The organism is Microbacterium deferens (assembly GCF_045517775.1).
In the GTDB taxonomy this organism is placed as follows: Bacteria; Actinomycetota; Actinomycetes; order Actinomycetales; family Microbacteriaceae; genus Microbacterium.
Window position 1 is genome coordinate 1,956,895 of the sequence record NZ_JBEUWT010000001.1, and the last position, 20,076, is coordinate 1,976,970.

Annotated in this window: 19 protein-coding genes; 12 read left to right on the forward strand and 7 right to left on the reverse strand. The window is 71.5% G+C overall.

The features are described 5' to 3' along the window. Position 1: 1 nt before the first annotated feature. Positions 2-352 carry a hydroxyisourate hydrolase gene (uraH, locus tag ABTU82_RS09270; RefSeq protein ID WP_407173054.1) on the reverse strand — a complete coding sequence of 117 codons (351 nt, stop codon included), beginning with the start codon at positions 350-352 and terminating at the stop codon, positions 2-4. Beyond that, positions 349-870 (reverse strand): 2-oxo-4-hydroxy-4-carboxy-5-ureidoimidazoline decarboxylase, encoded by a 522-nt coding sequence (gene uraD, locus ABTU82_RS09275; RefSeq protein WP_116647068.1) that lies wholly within the window; start codon positions 868-870, stop codon positions 349-351. Before uraD ends, uraH begins: the two co-directional genes overlap by 4 nt. A 93-nt stretch (positions 871-963) precedes the next feature. On the opposite strand from uraD, the gene allB reads away from it, so the two are divergent. The 12 genes from allB (at position 964) to add (ABTU82_RS09335) (ending at position 14,189) form a co-directional block, all read left to right on the forward strand. Continuing rightward, complete coding sequence (gene allB, locus ABTU82_RS09280) at positions 964-2,313, forward strand: allantoinase AllB (protein WP_407173056.1); 1,350 nt, start codon at positions 964-966, stop codon at positions 2,311-2,313. A 10-nt stretch (positions 2,314-2,323) separates the two neighbouring features. Then, positions 2,324-3,427 (forward strand): acetamidase/formamidase family protein, encoded by a 1,104-nt coding sequence (locus ABTU82_RS09285; RefSeq protein ID WP_407173057.1) that lies wholly within the window; start codon positions 2,324-2,326, stop codon positions 3,425-3,427. Further along, entirely contained in the window at positions 3,424-5,094 is a 1,671-nt protein-coding gene (locus ABTU82_RS09290) for an AtzH-like domain-containing protein (protein WP_407173058.1), read from the forward strand. Before ABTU82_RS09285 ends, ABTU82_RS09290 begins: the two co-directional genes overlap by 4 nt. Beyond that, complete coding sequence (locus ABTU82_RS09295) at positions 5,091-6,317, forward strand: pyridoxal-phosphate-dependent aminotransferase family protein (protein WP_116647071.1); 1,227 nt, start codon at positions 5,091-5,093, stop codon at positions 6,315-6,317. The genes ABTU82_RS09290 and ABTU82_RS09295 overlap by 4 nt, the downstream gene beginning before the upstream one ends. A 3-nt stretch (positions 6,318-6,320) precedes the next feature. After that, positions 6,321-7,625, forward strand: a complete 1,305-nt coding sequence (locus ABTU82_RS09300; protein ID WP_407173060.1) for an allantoate amidohydrolase — start codon at positions 6,321-6,323, stop codon at positions 7,623-7,625. A 163-nt stretch (positions 7,626-7,788) separates the two neighbouring features. Then, the gene (locus ABTU82_RS09305; RefSeq protein ID WP_116647072.1) at positions 7,789-8,868 is read left to right on the forward strand and encodes an ABC transporter substrate-binding protein; all 1,080 of its coding nucleotides are present in this window, start codon (positions 7,789-7,791) and stop codon (positions 8,866-8,868) included. A gap of 21 nt (positions 8,869-8,889) precedes the next feature. Further along, on the forward strand, positions 8,890-9,714 hold the full coding sequence (locus ABTU82_RS09310; protein ID WP_183042495.1) for an ABC transporter ATP-binding protein: 825 nt from the start codon (positions 8,890-8,892) through the stop codon (positions 9,712-9,714). Next, complete coding sequence (locus tag ABTU82_RS09315) at positions 9,704-10,579, forward strand: ABC transporter permease (protein ID WP_116647073.1); 876 nt, start codon at positions 9,704-9,706, stop codon at positions 10,577-10,579. Before ABTU82_RS09310 ends, ABTU82_RS09315 begins: the two co-directional genes overlap by 11 nt. Then, positions 10,576-11,457 carry an ABC transporter permease gene (locus ABTU82_RS09320; protein ID WP_407173062.1) on the forward strand — a complete coding sequence of 294 codons (882 nt, stop codon included), beginning with the start codon at positions 10,576-10,578 and terminating at the stop codon, positions 11,455-11,457. The genes ABTU82_RS09315 and ABTU82_RS09320 overlap by 4 nt, the downstream gene beginning before the upstream one ends. Positions 11,458-11,507: 50 nt before the next feature. Continuing rightward, positions 11,508-12,539: an adenosine deaminase gene (add, locus tag ABTU82_RS09325; protein WP_116647075.1), complete on the forward strand. Its 1,032-nt coding sequence runs from the start codon at positions 11,508-11,510 to the stop codon at positions 12,537-12,539. 7 nt (positions 12,540-12,546) lie between these two features. Further along, complete coding sequence (locus ABTU82_RS09330) at positions 12,547-13,152, forward strand: helix-turn-helix domain-containing protein (protein ID WP_407173063.1); 606 nt, start codon at positions 12,547-12,549, stop codon at positions 13,150-13,152. Then, positions 13,137-14,189, forward strand: coding sequence for an adenosine deaminase (gene add, locus ABTU82_RS09335; RefSeq protein WP_116647077.1), 1,053 nt, complete (start codon positions 13,137-13,139; stop codon positions 14,187-14,189). The genes ABTU82_RS09330 and add (ABTU82_RS09335) overlap by 16 nt, the downstream gene beginning before the upstream one ends. Positions 14,190-14,311: 122 nt before the next feature. On the opposite strand, the gene ABTU82_RS09340 is transcribed toward add (ABTU82_RS09335), so the two are convergent. From ABTU82_RS09340 to ABTU82_RS09360, 5 genes are read right to left on the reverse strand one after another with little or no spacing between them, the layout of a single operon-like run. Then, a complete protein-coding gene (locus ABTU82_RS09340; RefSeq protein WP_407173065.1) occupies positions 14,312-15,871 on the reverse strand; it encodes a GMC family oxidoreductase in 1,560 nt (519 codons plus the stop codon). Further along, the gene (locus ABTU82_RS09345) at positions 15,871-16,485 is read right to left on the reverse strand and encodes a thiamine pyrophosphate-dependent enzyme (RefSeq protein ID WP_407173066.1); all 615 of its coding nucleotides are present in this window, start codon (positions 16,483-16,485) and stop codon (positions 15,871-15,873) included. Before ABTU82_RS09345 ends, ABTU82_RS09340 begins: the two co-directional genes overlap by 1 nt. After that, positions 16,482-16,982: a thiamine pyrophosphate-binding protein gene (locus tag ABTU82_RS09350; RefSeq protein ID WP_116647080.1), complete on the reverse strand. Its 501-nt coding sequence runs from the start codon at positions 16,980-16,982 to the stop codon at positions 16,482-16,484. The genes ABTU82_RS09345 and ABTU82_RS09350 overlap by 4 nt, the downstream gene beginning before the upstream one ends. Beyond that, positions 16,979-18,499 carry an NtaA/DmoA family FMN-dependent monooxygenase gene (locus ABTU82_RS09355; protein WP_407173067.1) on the reverse strand — a complete coding sequence of 507 codons (1,521 nt, stop codon included), beginning with the start codon at positions 18,497-18,499 and terminating at the stop codon, positions 16,979-16,981. The genes ABTU82_RS09350 and ABTU82_RS09355 overlap by 4 nt, the downstream gene beginning before the upstream one ends. Continuing rightward, entirely contained in the window at positions 18,496-20,040 is a 1,545-nt protein-coding gene (locus tag ABTU82_RS09360) for an aldehyde dehydrogenase family protein (RefSeq protein ID WP_407173068.1), read from the reverse strand. The genes ABTU82_RS09355 and ABTU82_RS09360 overlap by 4 nt, the downstream gene beginning before the upstream one ends. Positions 20,041-20,076 lie beyond the last annotated feature (36 nt).

Below are 20,076 nucleotides of genomic sequence, written 5' to 3' on the forward strand. Positions count from 1 at the left end.
GTCAGCTCCCGCGGTAGGTCGAGTAGGCGAAGGGGCTCAGCAGCAGCGGCACATGCAGGTGCCGGCCCGAGCCGTCGACCGTGAAGGTCACGGCGACGTAGGGGTGGAACGTCGGTGTGTCACGGGCGGCGAAGTACTCGCCCGTGAGGAAGGTCAGCGTGTAGTCGCCGGGCTCGAGGGCCTCGGGACCGAGTGCGAGCCTCCCGTCGGCGTCGGTGGCCCCGTGGGCCACGATCGCCCCGGCGGCCTCCGCGGTGACGGCCCCGCCCGATGCGTGGGCGAGCACGACCGACACCTCGGCGGCGGGGTTGCCCGTCGCCGCGTCGAGCACGTGCGTGGTGAGGTGGGTCATTCCTGCTCCTCCGGAAGGGTGGGCGCCGCGAACGTCTCGCGCAGTCGCAGCAAGGCGATCTCGGCCAGCTGCGCGGTCGCTTCGCGGGTCTCGGTCTCGGGGTCGTTCGACAGGCGGCGTTCGAGCTCGGCGAGCATCTCCGACGGCGTCCGGCCGGCGGCGCGAATGAGGAAGACCCGGCCGAACCGCTCCTCGTACCGGGCGTTGCCCTCGGCGATCGCGCCGACGACGTCATCGCCCGCGGCCGACATCGAGGCCTGCTCGCGGCGCGAGGCCGAGGCCGCGGCGTCCGCGCCCGTCACGCGAGCCCCGATGCGGGGGTGGTGTGCGAGGGCTGCCTCCAGATCGGCGGGCGTCCACTGCTGCGCGAGCGCACCCGCATAGGCCGCGAGGGCGTCGACCGAGCCGAACGGGCGACCCGTCACGATGGCGTTCACCCACCCGTCGACCTCGGCCCAGACGCGGGCGGTCGCGGTCGCTGAGGCCTCGTCGGCCGCGTCGAATTCGCTCAGTTCCATCCCGTCACCGTATCGAGCGCACATTTCGGGCGAACGGCGGAAATGTTGCCCTGGGTAACATCCGGGAAACGCGACGCACCTAGCGTGGTCGTCATGACCGCGTTCCCCGCCCTGCCCACCACGGTCGCCGCGCGCCGTGTCTGGACGGGCGCCGCCTTCGTGCCGGCCACCGTCCACACCGTCGGCGGGGTGATCGCCGCCGTCGACGCCTTCGACCCGCGCGCCGAGCTCGTGCTCGCCGACGAGACGATGCTGCTTCCCGGCCTCGTCGACTCCCACGTGCACCTCGACGAGCCCGGGCGTACCGAGTGGGAGGGCTTCGCGACCGGCACGGCCGCCGCGGCCGCCGGCGGGGTGACGACCCTGCTCGACATGCCGCTGAACAGCGTGCCGGTGACCACCACGGTCGACGCTCTCGCCGACAAGCGCGACGCCGCGCGGGGCAAGCTCGCCGTCGACGTGGGGTACTGGGGCGGGGCGGTCCCCGAGAACCTCGGGGCCCTGTCCGAGCTGGATGCGGCGGGAGTGGTCGGCTTCAAGTGCTTCCTGTCGCCGTCGGGCATCGACGAGTTCGGGCATCTCGCCCTCGACCAGCTCGAGGCCGCGCTCGCCGAGATCGCCGGGCTCGGCAGCATCCTCATCGTCCACGCCGAAGACCCCTCGCACCTGCACGCCGACGGCCCGCTCGGCGAGGTGTACGCCGACTTCGTCGCCTCGCGTCCGCCGCAGAGCGAGCGGGAGGCGATCCTCGCGGTGATCGACGCGTCGCGGCGCACCCGCGGCCGGGCGCACATCGTGCACGTCTCCGACGGCGGGGCGCTCGATGCGGTGCGCGCGGCCAAGGCCGAGGGCGTGCCCCTCACGGTCGAGACGTGCCCGCACTACCTCACGCTCCGCGCGGAGGACGTGCCCGCGGGGGCGGCGGAGTTCAAGTGCTGCCCACCGATCCGCGATGCCGCGAACCAGGATCTCCTCTGGGAGGGCCTCCTCGACGGCACGATCGACGCGATCGTCAGCGATCATTCCCCCTCGACCGTCGACCTCAAGTCGTCTCCCGACTTCGGCCTCTCGTGGGGAGGCATCTCGGGTCTGCAGACCGGATTCGCCGCCGTCCACACCGAGGCGCGCCGCCGGGGCGTGCCGATCGAGCGGCTGCTTCCGCTGTTCACCACCGGCCCCGCCCGCATCGGCGGCCTCGCCGGGCGCGGGCGGATCGCGGCCGGCGAACCCGCGCACCTCGTGGTGTTCGACCCCGATGCCGTGCGGACGGTCGACGCCTCCGCCCTCGAGTACCGCAACAAGATGTCGCCGTGGCACGGGCAGGAGCTGCGGGGCGTCGTCGAGGCGACCTACGTGCACGGCGGGCTCGCGTACAGCGCCGACGGTGTCGTCGAGCGGCGGGGGCGTGAGATCCTGGCCGGATCCGCGTCACTCGCGGAGTGAGGAGCGAGCGGTGACGATCGAGATCCTCCAGCCCGGCACGGGTGAAACCCCGGGCGACCATTACCTTCCCGCCTCGCCCGAAACCGTGCGGTGGGGGCGCCTCCCGTGCGAGACGGATGCTGCGGTGCTCACCGTCGCACCGGGCGAGACCGTGACGATCGACACCGTCTCGCACGAGGGCATCCTCGATGACCAGGGGAAGGATCCGCTCGCGTTCTTCGCGGCCCACGGGGTCGCGGCCTCCGCGGTGCTCGACGATGCGGTCGAGATCGCCGCATCCGTCACCCGAGACCCGGCCGCCGACGGCCCGCATGTCGTCACCGGGCCGATCAGGGTCGAGGGCGCCGAGCCCGGGGACCTGCTGAAGATCACGGTCGTGAAGCTCGTGCCGCGCGTGCCGTACGGCGTGATCTCGAACCGTCACGGCAAGGGTGCCCTCGTGGGGGAGCTGCCGCGCGGGGCGGGCAACGTCAGCGTCTTCAGCCCGGTGGTCGAACGCGACGGCGAGCTGTTCGGGAGCCTCCCCGTGGTCGAGGGCGGCGAACGGGTCGTGACGTTCCCGCTCGCACCGTTCCTGGGCACGATGGGCGTCGCCGTCGCCGGATCTGACCGCCCGCACTCGGTGCCGCCCGGGGCGCACGGCGGCAACATCGACATCAACCTGCTCGTCGAGGGCACCGTGCTCTACCTGCCGGTGCAGGTGGCCGGCGCTCTCGCGTACGTCGGCGACCCGCACTTCGCGCAGGGCGACGGCGAGGTCGCGTTGACCGCGCTGGAGGCGTCGTTGCGCGCGACCCTGCGGTTCGACGTCGTCGCGAAGGACGACGCCCTCGCCGAGTTCGGCGAGATCACCGGGCCGCTCGTGCGAACGGCCGAGTTCCTCGTTCCCACCGGGCTCGATCCCGATCTGGATGCGGCGATGCGGGCGTGCGTGCGCGCCGCCCTCTCGCTGATCCGGGCGCGGTGGGGTCTCGACGAACACCTCGCGTACGCCTACCTGAGCGCGGCGACCGACTTCGACATCTCGCAGGTGGTCGACATCGTGTGCGGCGTGCACGCCCGCATCCGCGAGTCCGACTTCGCGGCGGTCGCGACGGCGGGAGACGCGCGATGAGCGCCCCCGATCTTCCCAAAGGCCAAGACACCCGGACGACGCCCGACCCCGCCCCGGGTGTTGTGGACTCTCACGCGGGGAGCGAGATCCCCGCCGACCTGCTCGCGGCGTTCGAGGCCTACGAACGGGCGCTTATGAGCGACGACGTCGAGGTGCTCGACGCCGCGTTCGCCTCGGGGTCCGAGGTGATGCGGGGGGATGCTGCGGGGCTGCTCGTCGGCGACGACGCCCTCCTGGCCTTCCGGAAGCTGCGCGGCGGGGTCGCCCCCCGCACGATCGAGCGCGTCGAGTACCGTCCCCTCGTCGAGGGGGTGGCGCTCCTGGTGTCGGTGTCGCGCTTCGGGGGCGGCGGAACCGGGCTGCAGACGCAGGTCTGGCAGCGGCTCGAAGGACGCTGGGTCATCACGGCCGCGCACGTCACCGGCCGAGCCCAGGCGCTCGACCGCGCCGTGTGGCGTCAGGTCGGCGACCCGTTCCTCCAGGGCGCCTGGGAGGGGCCGCTGGCCGGGCTCACCGTCGCGGTGAAAGACCTCTTCGCCATCAAGGGCTTCCGCATCGGTGCGGGAAACCCGGCGTACCTCGAGAGCGCGCGGGCCGAGGCGACGACCGCCGCCGCCGTCTCCGACCTGCTGCGCGGGGGTGCGTCGTTGCGCGGGATCGCCCGCACCGATGAGTTCGCGTACTCGATCGCGGGCGACAACCCGCACTACGGCACCCCGCCCAACGGCGCCGTCCCGGGGGCTCTCCCCGGCGGCTCGTCGAACGGGCCGGCGTCGGCGGTCGCGACCGGCCAGGCCGAGATCGGTCTCGCCACCGACACCGCCGGATCGGTCCGCGTGCCCGCGTCGTACCAGGGGCTGTGGGGGCTGCGCACGACCCACGGGCTCGTGCCGCGCCAGGGTCTGCTGCCGCTCGCGCAGTCGTTCGACACCGTCGGGTGGATCACCCGCGACGGCGAGACCCTGCAGCGCGTCGCCGACTGGTGCCTGAGCTACGACGGGTCGGAGTCGACGGAGAGCGTGTGGGGGGAGTCCGGGCCCGACCTGCCGTGGCGTCTGCGCGTGCCGGCCGAGATCCGCGCCGACGCCGACCCCGCGACGGGCACCGCCTTCGACGCGCTGGTCGCGGCTCTGGCCGCCGTGCCCGACGGTCCCATCGTCGACGAGGTGCCGATCGGCGACCTCGCCGCGCCCGCGGCGGCGTTCCGCGCGGTGCAGGGCGCCGAGGCGTGGCGCAACAACGGCGAGTGGCTGGAGGCGCATCCCGGTGCGGTCGGCCGCGCTGCGGCCGAACGCTTCCGGGCGGGTTCCGCCGTGACGGCCGAGGGCGAAGCATCCGCCCGCTCCTCCCTGGCACCCCTGCGCGACCGCCTCGAGGCCCTCGTGCGCGACGCGGTGCTGATCTTTCCCACGGTGCCCGGCCCGGCACCCGCGCGCACCGCCGACCCTGCCGACATCGACGCGACCCGCGCGGCGACGCTGCGCATGACCGTGCCCGCCGCCGTCGCGGGCCTTCCCGCCGTCTCGGTGCCGCTGCTCACCGTCGCCTCCCCCCTGGGCCCCGCCCCGGTCGGGGTGTGCCTCGTCTCGCGCGCCGGCACCGACATCGCCCTCGTGCGCCTGGCCCGCCGCCTCGCATCCCTCGCCCGTCGAACGGAGACCCCATGACCTTCCCCGCACCGATCGATCCGCCCGCGCGTCTGCTGATGGGCCCGGGGCCGATCTCGGCGTATCCGAGCGTGCTGCGGGCGATGTCGGCGCCTCTCGTCGGTCAATACGACCCGTTCATGACGGCGACGATGACCGAGACCCAGGAGCTCTACCGCCAGGTCTGGGCGACCGACAACGACGCGACTGTGCTCGTCGACGGCACCTCTCGCGCGGGGATCGAGGCCGCGATGATCTCGCTCGTGCGGCCGGGTGACCGCGTGCTCGTGCCGATCTTCGGTCGCTTCGGGCACCTGCTCGCCGAGATCGCCGAGCGCGCGATGGCCGAGGTGCACACGATCGAGGTGCCGTGGGGGGAGGTGTTCCCCGTCTCGGCGGTGCGCGAGGCGATCGAGCGCGTGAAGCCCCACCTCCTCGCGCTCGTGCAGGGTGACACGTCGACGACGATGCTGCAGCCCCTCGAAGAGATCGGTGAGCTGTGCCGGGCGAACGGGGTGCTGTTCTACACCGACGCGACCGCCTCGCTCGGCGGCAACGCGTTCGAGATGGACGCCTGGGGACTGGATGCGGCGACCGCCGGCCTCCAGAAGTGCCTCGGCGGGCCGTCGGGGTCGGCCCCGATCAGCCTGTCCGAGGCGGCGGTGGAGGTCATCCGCTCGCGCACCCGCATCGAGGCCGGCATCCGCGAGGCCGGAGACCCGACGGCGGCCGACTTCGTGCGCTCGAACTACTTCGATCTCGGCATGATCCTCGACTACTGGGGCCCGCGTCGCCTCAACCACCACACCGAGGCGACGACCATGCTCTACGGCGCCCGCGAGTGCGCCCGCGTGCTGCTGCTCGAGGGCCGCGACGCCGTCATCGACCGGCACCGTCTGCACGGCGAGGCGATGCTCGCGGGGGTGCGCGGACTCGGCCTGACCGTCTTCGGCGACGTCGCCCACAAGATGAGCAACGTCGTCGCCGTCGAGATCCCCGAGGGGGTGCCGGGCGATGCGGCGCGCACCGCGATGCTCGACGACTTCGGCATCGAGATCGGCACGTCTTTCGGCCCGCTGCACGGGCGCGTGTGGCGCATCGGCACGATGGGCTACAACGCCCGCACCGACGCCGTGCTGCAGACCCTCGCCTCGCTCGAGACGGTGCTGCGCCGCTTCGGCGCACCGGTGCCCGCCGGCGGCGGGGTCGAGGCCGCGAACGACGTCTACCGGGCGGCGAGCTGACGGGTGCAGAGCCGACTCCGGGTCGAGCCCGACCGCCTCGCCGCTGCCGCCCGCCGGGTGATGCAGCGCTGCGACGAACTCGCGCGCGTCACCTCGACGCCCGGGCGCATCGAGCGGGTGTACCTCTCCACCGAGCACGCCCGCGTCAACAGGCTCGCCGCCGAATGGATGCGCGAGATCGGCATGACCACCCGCCAAGACGCCGCGGGCAACCAGGTCGGCCGCCTCGCCCCATCGACCGGCTCGGCGACCCCGCGCGATGACGCGCCCGCCCTCATGATCGGCTCGCACCTCGACACCGTGCCCGACGCGGGGCGCTTCGACGGGATCGTCGGCGTGCTGATGGGCCTGGAAGTGGTGCGGATGCTGCGCCGCATCCGAGACGACGGACTCGCCGTCTCGCCGCTCCCGTTCGCCCTGGAGGTCGTGGCGTTCTCCGACGAGGAGGGCACGCGGTTCGGCAAGGCGCTTCTCGGATCGTCGGCGGTCGCCGGCACGTGGGACGACGCCTGGTGGTCGCTCGCCGACGCCGACGGTGTGACCCTGAGACAGGCGTTCCTCGAGTTCGGCCTCGATCCGGCGAGGGTCGGGGAGGCCGCGCGCCGCCCCGACGAGCTCGTCGGCTACCTCGAGGCGCACATCGAACAGGGGCCGGAGCTGCACCGCCGCGGCGAGGCGCTCGCCGTGGTGTCGTCGATCGCCAGCGCGCGACGGTTCCAGCTCGTCGTGGAGGGCGAGGCGCGGCACGCCGGCGGAACCCCCTACGACATGCGACGCGATGCCCTGCTCGGGGCGAGTGAGATCGCCCTCGCCGTCGAGCGGATCTGCCGCGGCGAGCACCACATCATCGGCACGGTCGGGCAGCTGGAGGCCTTCCCCGGGGCGGTCAACATCGTGCCCGGCGAGGCCCACCTCTCGGTCGACCTGCGCGGGGAGTTCGACGGTGCGCGCGACCGGGTGTGGGACGCCATCTCGCGCGAGGTCGACGAGGCGATGGGTCGCCGCGGACTCCGCTGGCACGCTCGTGAGGTGCACAACGCCCCGGCGGTGTTCTGCGCGCCGCTGCTGCAGGACGTCGTGCGCGCGGGCATTCGGGGCCCCGGGGCGGAGGAGCCGCCCCAGATCTTCAGCCGCGCCGGGCACGACGCGATGTCGATCGGCGCCATCACCGACGTCGGGATGCTGTTCCTCCGAAACCCCGACGGGATCAGCCACCACCCCGACGAGTCGGTGTCGACCGCCGACGTCGAGCGGGGGATCGCCGCGCTCGCCGAATCGGTGCTTCACCTCGCCGCCGAGCCCCGCTGAATCCGAGAGATCGACGCGTATCGACCCGCACACCTGTAACGGCGGCGAAACATCGCGCCAGTGTTCGTGAAATCTACATCGCCTAGCGTCGGGGTCACGCGCAGTGTCGAGGCCCAGGGCGCGCGCGTTCCCACCCGAAGCACCACATCCGTCAGGAGTGTTCATGTCCTTCCTTCTTCCCCGGCGCGCCAAGCGCCTCGCCGCAGCCCTCGCCGGTATCGCCGTCGCGGCCGTCGCCCTCTCCGCCTGCGCGGGCAGCACGACCGAGACCGCCGGCGGCGGCGAAGCATCGGCCAGCGCCGACGGCTTCGGCGACATCACGCTGCAGCTCAGCTGGATCTTCAACGAAGAGTTCGCCGGTGAGTACATCGCCGACTCCAAGGGCTACTACACCGACGCCGGCTTCTCGTCGGTTCAGCTGGTCCCCGGCCCCTCGGGCGGCGTTCCCGAGCTCCTCAGCGGCACCGCCGACATCGCACTGAGCGACTCGGTGCAGGTCGGCGCGGCCGTCGCCAACGAGTCGGCACCGCTGAAGATCATCGGCGCGACGTTCCAGGCGAACCCCTTCACGGTGCTCTCGCTGAAGGACGGCGGCGACATCGCCACCCCCGAAGACCTCAAGGGCAAGAAGATCGGCGTCCAGGACTCCAACCTGACGCTGTTCAACGCACTGCTGGCCGCGAACGACATCGACGCCTCCGAGCTCACGATCGTTCCCGTGCAGTACGACCCGGCACCGCTGATCAACGGCGAGGTCGACGGCTTCGTCGCCTACCTCACCAACGAGGCGATCTCGGTCGAGATGGCGGGCACCGCCACGACCAACCTGCCCTTCGCCGACAACGGCCTGCCGTTCGTCGCCGAGACGGTCACCGTGACCGACGACACCATCGCGAACAACCGCGAGATGCTCAAGGCGTTCCTCGTCGCCGAGATCAAGGGCTGGACCGACGCGCTCGCCGACCCGCAGGCAGGCGCCGACCTCGCCATCGAGACCTACGGCACCGACCTCGACCTCGACCCGGCCAAGACCCTCGCCGGCTCCGAGGCCCAGAACCTCCTGGTCGTCTCGGACGAGACCGAGGAGAACGGCATCTTCACCATCTCCGATGCGCTGCAGGCGGAGACCATCAAGAGCCTCGAGGGAGCGGGGATCATCCTCGAAGCATCCGACCTCTTCGACCTCAGCCTGCTGGCCGAGGTCTACGAGGAGAACCCGGATCTCGTCGCCTACGCGGGCTGAGATCCCTTTGGGAGTGCAATTGTGACCGATACGGCCACCGAGACCGGTGCCCAGGGGACGACCCTGGGCACCGGCCTGCAGATCACCGGACTGAACAAGGTCTTCAGCGTCGGACGCAAGAGCGTCGTGGCGCTGCAGGACGCCAACCTCCACACCGACCAGGGAACGTTCCTGGCCCTCCTCGGTCCATCGGGGTGCGGCAAGTCGACGATTCTTCGGATCCTCGCCGGTCTGGAGGACCCGACCAGCGGCACCACCCGTGTCGACGGCAAGAGCCCGAAAGAGCTGCGCCGGGGCAACGAGCTGGGCATCGCGTTCCAGGACTCGGCGCTCCTGCCGTGGCGCAGCGTGCAGTCGAACATCCAGCTGCCGTTCGAGGTCGCGGGCAAGCCCGTCGACAAGGCCTACGTCGCCGAGATGATCGACCTGGTCGGGCTCAAGGGCTTCGAGAAGGCCAAGCCCGCGCAGCTGTCGGGCGGCATGCGCCAGCGCGTGTCGATCGCGCGCTCCCTGATCATGAAGCCCTCGGTGCTGCTGTTCGACGAACCGTTCGGCGCCCTCGACGACATGACGCGGCAGAAGCTCAACCTCGAGCTGCTGCGCATCTGGACCGAGAAGCCCGCGACGACCCTCCTGGTCACGCACGGCATCTCGGAGGCGATCTTCCTCTCCGACCAGGTGGCCGTCATGAGCCCGCGTCCGGGACGCATCAAGGAGGTCATGACCATCGACCTCCCGCGTCCGCGGACCCCCGAGATGATGCGCACGCCCGAGTTCCACGCCTACGTCGATCACGCGCAGGAACTGCTGTTCGGCGTCGGAGGCGCCGCCGCCGATGACCATTGACGCGCCCGCGACGAAGAGCCCGGGTGCTCCCGCCCCCCAGGGCTCGAAGCCGCGCGCGATCCAGTGGGAGGACATCGCGCTCCCCGCGTGGCTGACCGGAGCGATCGGCGTCGTCGGCATCATCGCGGTCTGGTGGATCCTGGCAGCGACGGTGTTCTCGAACGTCGGCCCCGGCGGGGTGCAGGCCATCCCGACCCCGCTGCAGGTCGTCGTGGAGTTCTTCGACACCGGGTGGGAGTTCTACGCCAAGAACTTCGGCATCACGCTCACCGAAGCGGGCATCGGCTACCTCTGGGGCAACGGCCTCGCCCTCGTGCTGGCCGCGCTGGTGCTGATCGTGCCGCGCCTGGAGGGCGTGGTGATGCAGATCGCGATCATCACGTACTGCATCCCGATCGTCGCGCTGGGTCTGCTCCTGACCGTCATCGTGCCGATCCCGACGGCCGGGCAGCCCTCGACGACGGCCGTGTTCCTCGCTGCGCTGAGCTGCTTCTTCACGACCGTCGTCGGTGCGCTCCTCGGGCTGAAGGCCGCCGACAAGGCGAGCCTCGACCTCATCACCGTCTACGGAGGCTCGCGGCTCACCCAGCTGCGGAAGGTGCGCCTCATCGCCTCCCTCCCCGCGATCCTCAACGCCCTCCAGATCGCGGTGCCCGCCGCCTTCCTCGGTGCGGTGCTGGGAGAGTTCTTCGGCAAGATCACCGTCGGCGTCGGTCCGGCGATGATCGCCGCCCAGCAGGCCCTCAACTCTGCCCGGGTGTGGGACATCGCCCTCGCCTCCGGAGCGGTGGCCCTGCTCGGCTACGCGCTGCTCGGTCTCATCTCGCGGGCCGTGGCGCCCTGGTCGAAGGGAGCATCCCGATGAGCATGGACACCCTGCCCGCGGTCACCGTGCCCGGCGGCGCCGAATCGATCGCGAAGCTGAACGCCGAGATCCGTCGTGAGGCGACGAAGTCCACCGTGCGCGCGCTCACCCGTGCGCTCCTGACCTTCGTGCTCACGATCGTCGCCGTGCTCGTCATCTGGGTCGGAGCCCTCGGGGTCTTCCAGGTGTCGGCCTACGTCGGCAAGGGACCGATCGACGTCTGGAACTTCCTCTTCACGGTGCCCAACGCCGAGGCGAACCGGGCGCAGCTGTTCGGCCAGCTCGGGGTGACCCTCGGCCACTCGTTCGTCGGGTTCGCCGCGGGCCTCGTGGTCGCGCTGCTGGTGGCGATCGTGTTCCAGCTGAGCAAGGGCATCGAGCACGCGCTCATGCCGATGGCGATGCTGCTGCGCTCCGTGCCGCTGGTGGCGATGGCGCCCGTGATCATCCTCATCTTCGGTCGCGAGTTCGCCTCGGTCGCCGTGATCGGCGGAATCGTCGTGCTGTTCCCGGCCCTCGTGAACATCGTGTTCGGCCTCAAGTCGGCCTCCCCGCAGATGAACGACCTCGTCGCCGTGTACGGCGGCAACTCCTGGACGCGACTGCGCAAGGTCGCCCTGCCGAGTTCGCTGCCGGAGTTCTTCGCGGCGGTGCGCATCTCGGTGCCCGGCGCGATCACCGGCGCGCTCCTGGCGGAGTGGCTCGCGGTCGGCGGCGGCATCGGCGGTGCCGTCGGCGGCTACATCGCCGGGGCGCAGTTCTCGGCCGTGTGGACGGCCGTCGTGCTGGTCACCGGCACCGCGCTCATCCTCTACAACCTCGTACAGATCGTCGAGTCGGTGGTGCTCGCCCGCATGGGCATGGCAGACCGGTCCTGACGCATCCCGCCGTCTCCGCCGCATCCGTCCGCCCGAAAGGACACTCCCGCATGACCTCCCTGACCGACTTCGCCCTCGGCCTGCCCAAGGCCGAGCTGCACCTGCACCTCGAGGGAACGCTCGAGCCCGAGCTCAAGTTCGACCTCGCCGCGCGCAACGGCATCGAGCTCGCCGAGAAGACCGTCGACGCGGTGAAGGCGACATACGACTTCACCGACCTGACGAGCTTCCTCGCGGTGTACTACCCGGCGATGAACGTGCTGCAGACGGCAGACGACTTCCACGACCTCGCCTGGGCGTACCTGTTGCGCGCGAAGGAGCAGGGCGTCGTGCACGCGGAGATGTTCTTCGACCCGCAGGCGCACACGAGTCGCGGGGTGCCCTTCGGCAACGTCATCGGCGGCTACCGTCGGGCAGCGGTCCGCGCCGAGAGCGAGCTGGGCATCTCGGCCGAGCTGATCCTCTGCTTCCTCCGCGATTTCTCGGCCGAGCACGCGATGACGACGCTCATGGAGGCGCTGCCCTACAAGGCGTGGATCATCGGTGTCGGCCTCGACTCCGACGAGCGCGACAACCCGCCCGGAAAGTTCGCCGACGTCTTCGCCCGCGCGAAGGCCGAGGGGTTCTTCCTCACGATGCACTGCGACATCGACCAGGTCGGTTCGGTCGACAACATCCGCGCGGTCATCGAGCAGATCGGGGTCGACCGCATCGACCACGGGACGAACATCGTCGAAGACCCCGCGCTCGTCGCCCTCGCGAAGGAGCGCGGCCTCGGGTTCACCACCTGCCCCGTGTCGAACTCGTTCGTGACCGAGCAGATGAAGGCCGACGAGATCGTCGGGCTCCTGCGCGAAGGACTGCGCGTGACGGTCAACTCCGACGACCCGGCCTACTTCGGCGCCTACGTCGGCGAGAACTACGTCGCCCTCGCCGAGCAGGCGGGGCTCTCGCAGACCGACCTCGTGCAGCTCGCGATCAACTCCTTCGAGGCGTCGTGGCTCACTCCCTCGCGCCGGGCCGCTTTCGTGGCCGCGGTGGAGGCGTACGCGACCGACCACGGAGTGGCGCTCCCCGCCTGAGGCCGACATGACGACGACGGTCGAGGGAGCGGTGCACGACGAGAGGGCCGCGAGTCTGCGCCTGGGCGCGCACATCCGCCTCCTGCGTCACGCCCGCGCGATGACGCTGGTGCAGCTCGCCGACGCGACCGATCTGTCGCATCCGTTCCTCAGCCAGCTCGAGCGCGGTCTCGCGCAGCCCAGCCTGTCGACCCTTCGACGTGTGGCGGTGGCACTGGAGACCAGCCCGATCGAGCTGATCGCCGCCGCCGACGCCCCCGACGAGAAGGCGGCCGAGGTCGAGGTGCATCGATCGGACGAGCGGCTGGTCGACGACGGGTTCGCCGCGGCCCCGGCCCGCACCCTCGCGCACGGGACGAGGCCGATGCATCCGCTCGAGGTCGTGGGCGAGAACGTCTCGGCGGGCGAGGCGTACGTGCACGCCGAGGACGAGTTCGTCTACGTGCTGGCGGGAGCCGTTCGCGTCGACCTCGCCGGCGAGATCCAGACCCTCGGTCGAGGCGACTCGGTCTACTACCGGGGCGGGGTGGCGCACCGCTGGTGGTCGGCGACGGGGGAGGCCTACCGGCTGCTCGTGGTCAAGCAGGGGCCGAGCGGATGGCGCAGCGTATGATCTCGTACGCCGATTACCTGCAACTGCTGCCGAAGACCGAGCTGCACTGTCACTTCGTCTCCACGATGTCGGCCGCGCTGTTCGTCGAGCTCGCCGCGAAGCACGGCGTCGACCTGCCGTCGAGTGACCCGGCCACACTCTTCGACTTCGACGATCTCGTCGACTTCCTCGTGGCCTTCCGTTATGCGCACGACGTCATCCGCGACCCCGACGATTTCGAGCGGGTGGCCTATGACGGCGTGCGCTCCGCGGTCGCCGACGGCAACCTCCGCTACCGCGAGTACTACGTCAATCCGCAGTACTTCGCCGAGCGGGGCCTGTCGTACACGCAGGTGATCGATCCGATCATCACGGGACTCGAGCGGGCCGAACGCGATTTCGGCGTCGGCTTCCGCATCGTCGTCGCCATCAACCGTCGCGAGTCGGGCGACGCGGCGGTCGAGCTCGTGCGGCAGATCCTCGCGCACCCGCGTCGGGCGGTGGTCGGACTCGGACAGGACGACCTCACCCCCGAGAACACCGAAGACCCCACGCGGTTCGCCGACGCCTACCGCCTCGCCGCCGCGCACGGCCTGCTTCTGACCGCCCACGTGGGCGAGACGGATGCGGCGTCCCCCGCGGCCGTCCGCGAGGCGATCGAGGTGCTCGGCTGCCACCGGCTCGACCACGGCTACCGCATCGTCGACGATCCGGAGGTGGTCGCGCTGGCACGGGGTCGCGGCATCCGTTTCACCGTCACCCCGGTGTCGACGACGATCTGCTCGGGATGGACCCTCGACCCCGCCCACCGCATCCGCCGCATGATCGACGCGGGGCTCGCCGTAGCGGTCTCGACCGACGACGCGATGTTCTTCCGCACCGACCTCGGCCGCGAGTACCGCGAGGGACTTCTCGCCATGGGCGTCGACGCCGAGACGGCGAAGCGCATCGCGCTCGACGGCATCGACGCCGCGTTCTGCGACGACGAGCAGAAGCGGATGCTGCGCGCCGACTTCACCGCGCAGTTCCTCGCGCTCGACGCCCTCCTCGAGCGCTGACGCCGGTCGGGCGGTGCGCCGCATCCGTCCGTGGTTCACACGGGAGGAGATGTGCGCACGGGAGGTGCGTTCCGCCGCATCCGCCCTCCGGACTGCACATCCCCTCCGGTGTGCGCGGGCGCTCAGGCGCGCAGCAGCTCGGCGGCCCGCTCGGCGATCGCGACGGTGGGAGCCTGGGTGTTGCAGGTCGGGATGGTGGGCATGACCGAGGCGTCGGCGATCCACAGGCCCTCCAGGCCGCGCACCCGCAGAGCCGGGTCGACGACGGCGAGGTCGTCGGTGCCGATGCGGGCCGTGCCCGAGCAGTGGAAGAACGTGCCGATGTTCTCGCGCACGAAGCGCACCTTCGCCGCGTGGTCGAGGCCGTGCGGCGGGGTGATCGGGCCCTCGGCGAGATCGGCGTAGGCCGCCGTGGCGACGAGGTCGTGCACCGCGTCGACGGCCTCGACCATGGCGGCGAGGTCGGTCGGGTCGGCGAGGTAGTTCGGGTGGATATCGGCGCATGCTGCGGGGTCGGCCGAGCGCACGCGCACCCACCCGGTGCTCCGCGAGCGGTACAGCCCCGGCACGAGCGCGAACACGCGGTTGCCGGAGAGGTCGTGCGCGGCGTGGAGCGCCTCGTCGCCGCGCGAGCCGTGCGCGATGACGGTGTGCAGGTCGGGCCCGGCTTCGGCGTGGGAGCTGCGCCAGTTCAGCATCGCGCCCCCGCCGTTGCCGATCACGGGGCCGAGGTCGGCGCGGGCACGGAAGTTCATGCCGAGGATCAACGGGTGGTCCTGGAAGTTCTCGCCCACCCCGGGCAGGTCGTGCACGGCGTCGATCCCGGCGGCGGCGAGGCGCACCGGGTCGCCGATGCCCGAGAGCTGCAGCAGACGCGGGGTGTCGAGGGCGCCGGCGGCGAGCACCGTGCGCGCGGCCGTCGTGGTCACGAGCGAGCCGTTGACGACGTGCCGCACGCCGGTGACGACACCGCCTCTGACGACGACTCCGTGCACGGCGCTCCCGACGAGCGCGTGAAGGTTCTCGCGCGCGAGAGCGGGCTCGAGGTAGGCCCGGGCGGTACTCCACCGTTCGAAGGCCCCGTCCGCTCCGGCGACCGCGTTGTAGTCGGCGTAGACGGCTCCCTCGTTCGTCGCGCCGTTGGCGTCGTCGAGCACCGGCAGGCCGCGCTCGGCCGAGGCGGCGATGAGGGCGTCGGCGATCGGGTGCACGTCGGCGAGCGGGCCGACCCGCATGGGTCCGTCGGTGCCGCGGAAGGCCGGGTCGCCGCCCGCCCGCGACTCCGAGCGCCGGAAGGACGGCAGGAGGTCGTCGTACCCCCACCCCGTCGCCCCGGCGGCCGCCCACGCGTCGTAGTCGGCGCGGTTGCCGCGGTACCAGAGCATGGCGTTCGTGCTCGAGCTGCCGCCCAGCACCTTGCCGCGGGGCATCGCGAGCGAGCGCCCGAGCACGTGGTCTGTCGGGGTGGAGCGGTAGCCCCAGTCGTACGGCCCGCCGATCATGGCGTCCCAGTGCGCGGCGTCGAGGATCTCGCGCACCCCGCGGTGGTCGGGCCCCGCCTCGATCAGCAGCACCCGCCGGTCGGGGTCTTCCGAGAGGCGGGCGGCCAGCACGCTCCCGGCCGCGCCGCCGCCGACCACGATGAGGTCGTAGTCGGGCGCCGGCGCGGTCACCACGGGCATCAGTTGTGCTCGCTCGGGCCCATGATGCTGATGCCCTCGGTGGCCTCGACGTGTCGGACGAAGATGTACTTGTCTTCTCGGCCGTCGGAGTGCTTGCGTTTGATGCCGGGTTCGAGGATTCCGTCGGTCTTGGCGACGACGATGTACGGCTCGGATGCGGCGAGCCCGGCGGCGCAGTGCGCGTCGAACTCCTCGAGGGTCTCGGCCGTGTGCGCCTGGTCGACGCCGGCGCCGCGGGCGATCGCGGCGAGGTCGACGCGCCCCTTCGCGGTGTGGGTGGCCGGCCCACCGATGGATTGGTATTGCTCGTTGTCCCAGACCACGATGAAGAGGTTCTCGGGGCGTTCGTTGCCGAGGGTGGCGAGGATGCCGAGGTTGAACAGCAGTCCGCCGTCGGTGTCGAGCGAGACGATGCGGCGGTGCGGGAGGCCCACCGCGAGGCCGAAGGCCTCGGGGGTGACGCAGCCGAGCTGCTGCTGGAACAGGCTCGCGTCGCGCATGTGCGGGGCGGCGTTGTACCACTCGTCGACCGCGCCGCCGAGGGAGAGGATGACGAGCTCGTCGGCGAGACGCGCGCCGAGGAGCTTCATGGCTTCGAATCGGGAGTAGCTCATCGGACCAGGTCTCCTCCGAGGACGATCGCCGCGTGGTAGTACGAGGCGTAGGCGGTGTCGTAGGCGCGCACGATCGCGGTCTCGAGCTCATCGACGTCGCGCACGATCGTGTAGGGGGTGCGCAGTGCCTGCAGCAGCGGTTCCATCGTGATCCCGTGGGGGATCGCCCACCAGTTGTTCTCGCCCATCTCTCCCCGGTAGCTCATGATCATCACGACCGGGATGCCGGCGCCGAGTCCCATGCGGGCGAGGTGCTCGGTGGCGGCGCGGAGCCCGGAGTTCTCCATCACGAGCACGGCGCGCTTTCCCGACAGGAAGACGCCGCCGGCGATCGCCGCGCCCTCGCCCTCGTTCGTCACGGGGATCGTGCGGATGTCGGGGTCGGCGTCGAGCGCCGGGTAGAGCTCCTTCAGAAGCGAGTCGGGAAGATAGGTCGCGACGCTCACCCCGGCCCTCTTCAGGCCGCGGATGACCGCGTCGACGGCGTCGGCTCTCATTTCTCGGTGGCTCCCATCTCGTGGTCGTCGGCGGCGCGGGCCGAGAGCCCGTGCGCGCGGTGGGTCGGTGCGAGGCGCGGAGCGCCGGTGAATCTCTCGCGCAGCGTGAGGGGCGCGGCGGCGGTGGACCGTGGTCCGGTCGCTGAGCCTGTCGAAGCATCCAGACCGTTCCGTGGTCCGGTCGCTGAGCCTGTCGAAGCGTCCAGACCCTTCGACAAGCTGAGGGACCGGACGCGTGGATCGGGACCGCCCGCGCGGCCGCGCTCGACGAGGATCGGCAGCACGAGCTCGATGAATGCGCGGTAGGCGTCGAGGCCGCCGAAGGTCGGTTCGAGCATGATCCCGTCGATGCCGGAGCCGTCGACGATGCGCTCGATCTCGTCGGCGACTTCGACCGGCGACCCGGTGACCTGGAAGCCGCGGATCGCCTTCGTGCGGAACTGGTCGAGGATCTGCCCGACGCGCATGTCGGGGTCCTGCCGCGCGTAGCGCTGCACGAGCGTCTGCCCGAGATCGGTCTTCAGGTCCACGACCCGCATCTCGGGGTCGAGGCCCGTGAGGTCGAGCCCGGTGATGCCCGCGAACATCACGGCCGCGTCGTCGAGGCCGAGGAGCGCCTCGTACTCGGCGCGCAGCATCCGGGCCTCCTCCGAGGTGGGCGCCACCGTCACGGTCATGCCGGTGACCACGGCGACGTCGTCGGCCGCACGCCCGTTCTTCACCGCCTGCTCGCGGATGTCCTGGACGTGGGCGGCGGCCGAGGCGATCGTCTGCCCCTGGATGAAGACGGCCTCGGCGTTGCGGGCGGCGTACGCGCGGCCTCGGTCGGAGGTGCCGGCCTGGAAGAGCACGGGCGTGCGCTGGGGTGTCGGCGGCACGGCGAAGATGCCGCGCGAGCGCTGGAAGCGCCCCTCGACCTCGACGGGCCGCAGCTTCGCGGGGTCGGCGTAGACGCCGCTCGCCCGGTCGCGCACCTCGGCGTCGTCGTCCCAGCTGTGCTCCCAGTACCGCAGGCACGTGTCGAGGAAGGCGTCGGCGGCGTCGTACCGCTCGTCGTGAGTGAGCTGCTCGGTGACGCCGAACAGCTCGTCGGTCGTCGCCTGCGAACTGCCGGTGACGATGTTCCACCCGATGCGTCCGCCGGTGAGCCGGTCGAGGGTGGCGAAGCGGCGGGCCGTGGCGTACGGGCGCTCCACGGTGGTGGGCGACGTCACGACGAAGCCGAGGCTCTCGGTCTCGCGGGCGAGGGCCGCGATCGCGAGCATCGGGTCGAGGGCGGGAAACTGGATGCCGTGCGCCGCCACCTCTTCGGGCATCCGCCCGTCGAGGGTCGCATAGCCGTACGTGTCGGCGAAGAAGAGGAAGTCGAACCCCGCGGCGTCGAGCTCGCGAGCGAGCGTCACCCAGTGATCGAGGTCGTCCCAGTCGTCGCCGCGGCCGCGCGGGTCGGTCCACGTCGGCATCCCGTTGCTGGGGTTCATCATCTCGAAGACCCCGAGCCTGATCCGTTTCGTCACAGCACCATCACCACCGTCTTCGTCTCCAAGTAGTTCTCCAAGCCCTGGGCGCCGTTCTCGTAGCCCCATCCCGATTCCTTGTGGCCGCCCTTGGGGAGTTCCGGTCCGAGGAACGAGTGGCAGTTCACCCACACGGTGCCCGCCTGCAGGCGCGCCGCCACGCGGTGGGCGTCGCTGAGACCCTCCGTCCACACGCTCGCCGCGAGGCCGTACGGCGAGTCGTTCGCCCACCCCACCACCTCGTCGAGGTCGTCGTAGGGGGTGACGACCGCGACGGGGCCGAAGATCTCCTCGCGCATCAGGCGCATGTCGGCCCGCACGTCGGTGAGCACCGTCGGCGCGAAGAACGTGCCGGCGTCGCCCGAGCGCTCGCCGCCCGTGACGACGGTCGCGCCCTGCGCCCGGCCCTCGTCGATGAAGCCGGCCACCCGCTCGGCCTGGGCGAGGCTGACGAGGGGTCCGAGGTCGGCGTCGGGGTCGAGACCGTGTCCGAGCCGGAGCTTCTCGCCCGCCGCCGCGATCCCGTCGACGACATCGCGGTAGACCGAGCGGTGGGCGTAGACGCGGGCGCTCGCGACGCACACCTGGCCGCCGTTGTCGAAGATGCCGCGCGAGATGCCGTCCACGGCCTGGGTGAGGTCGGCGTCGGGGAGCACGAGAGCGGGCGACTTGCCCCCGAGCTCCAGGGTGAGCCGCTTCAGGCTCCCGGCGGCGGTGGCGACGAGGCGCTTTCCGACCGCGGTCGAACCGGTGAAGGCCACCTTCGCGACCCCGGGGTGCTCGGCCAGGGCCTGCCCCGCCTCGCCGCCGAAGCCGGTGACGATGTTGACGACGCCGTCGGGCACGCCCGCCTCCTGCAGCAGGCGCCCGAGGTACAGCGCCGTCAGCGGGGTGTTCTCGGCCGGCTTCAGCACGATCGTGCAGCCGGCAGCGAGCGCGGGGGCGAGCTTCATCGCCGTCATGATGAGCGGCGAGTTCCACGGCACGATTGCCGCGACGACGCCGACGGGCTCGCGCCGCGTGTAGGCGAAGACCTCCTTGCCCGGCGGTGTGCGGCTCAGCGACGTCGGAATCGTCTCGCCGACGATCTTCGTCGGCCATCCCGCGTAGTAGCGGAACTGGTTGATCGCGGCGGGCACCTCGCCGAAGCGTGAGGTGCGCACGCTCTTGCCCTGGTCGAGCGTCTCGAGCTCGGCGAGGTCGTCGAGGTGCTCCTGCATCAGGTCGGCGATGCGCCACAGCAGCGCACCCCGGTCGGCGGGCCGCATGTCGGCCCACGACGCACGGGCGGCGGATGCGGCGGCCACCGCAGCATCCGCGTCCGCACCCGATCCGCGCGCGACCATGGCGAGCGTCTCGCCGGTGGCGGGATCGAGCGTGGCGAAGGTCGCGCCGTCGTGGGCGGGGGTCCAGCGGCCGCCCACGAGGAGGCGCCCCGGGTCGTCGGCCAGGAACGCGGCGACGCGCTCGCGGAGCGCGCCGCGGGTGATCTCGATCGTCATGGGCTTCTCCGTCGCGAGGTGGGGGTCGTGGTCGTGCACGCGGTTGTTCGAGAGGCTACGAAGGCCGTGTTACGG

Coding starts and splice junctions, on each gene's coding strand:
- ABTU82_RS09320 (WP_407173062.1), top strand. CDS start 10,576: ATGAGCATGGACACCCTGCCCGCGGTCACCGTGCCCGGCGGCGCCGAA.
- ABTU82_RS09305 (WP_116647072.1), top strand. CDS start 7,789: ATGTCCTTCCTTCTTCCCCGGCGCGCCAAGCGCCTCGCCGCAGCCCTC.
- uraH (WP_407173054.1), bottom strand. CDS start 352: ATGACCCACCTCACCACGCACGTGCTCGACGCGGCGACGGGCAACCCC.
- ABTU82_RS09315 (WP_116647073.1), top strand. CDS start 9,704: ATGACCATTGACGCGCCCGCGACGAAGAGCCCGGGTGCTCCCGCCCCC.
- add (WP_116647077.1), top strand. CDS start 13,137: ATGGCGCAGCGTATGATCTCGTACGCCGATTACCTGCAACTGCTGCCG.
- ABTU82_RS09295 (WP_116647071.1), top strand. CDS start 5,091: ATGACCTTCCCCGCACCGATCGATCCGCCCGCGCGTCTGCTGATGGGC.
- ABTU82_RS09345 (WP_407173066.1), bottom strand. CDS start 16,485: ATGAGCTACTCCCGATTCGAAGCCATGAAGCTCCTCGGCGCGCGTCTC.
- add (WP_116647075.1), top strand. CDS start 11,508: ATGACCTCCCTGACCGACTTCGCCCTCGGCCTGCCCAAGGCCGAGCTG.
- ABTU82_RS09290 (WP_407173058.1), top strand. CDS start 3,424: ATGAGCGCCCCCGATCTTCCCAAAGGCCAAGACACCCGGACGACGCCC.
- ABTU82_RS09330 (WP_407173063.1), top strand. CDS start 12,547: ATGACGACGACGGTCGAGGGAGCGGTGCACGACGAGAGGGCCGCGAGT.
- allB (WP_407173056.1), top strand. CDS start 964: ATGACCGCGTTCCCCGCCCTGCCCACCACGGTCGCCGCGCGCCGTGTC.
- uraD (WP_116647068.1), bottom strand. CDS start 870: ATGGAACTGAGCGAATTCGACGCGGCCGACGAGGCCTCAGCGACCGCG.
- ABTU82_RS09340 (WP_407173065.1), bottom strand. CDS start 15,871: ATGCCCGTGGTGACCGCGCCGGCGCCCGACTACGACCTCATCGTGGTC.
- ABTU82_RS09350 (WP_116647080.1), bottom strand. CDS start 16,982: ATGAGAGCCGACGCCGTCGACGCGGTCATCCGCGGCCTGAAGAGGGCC.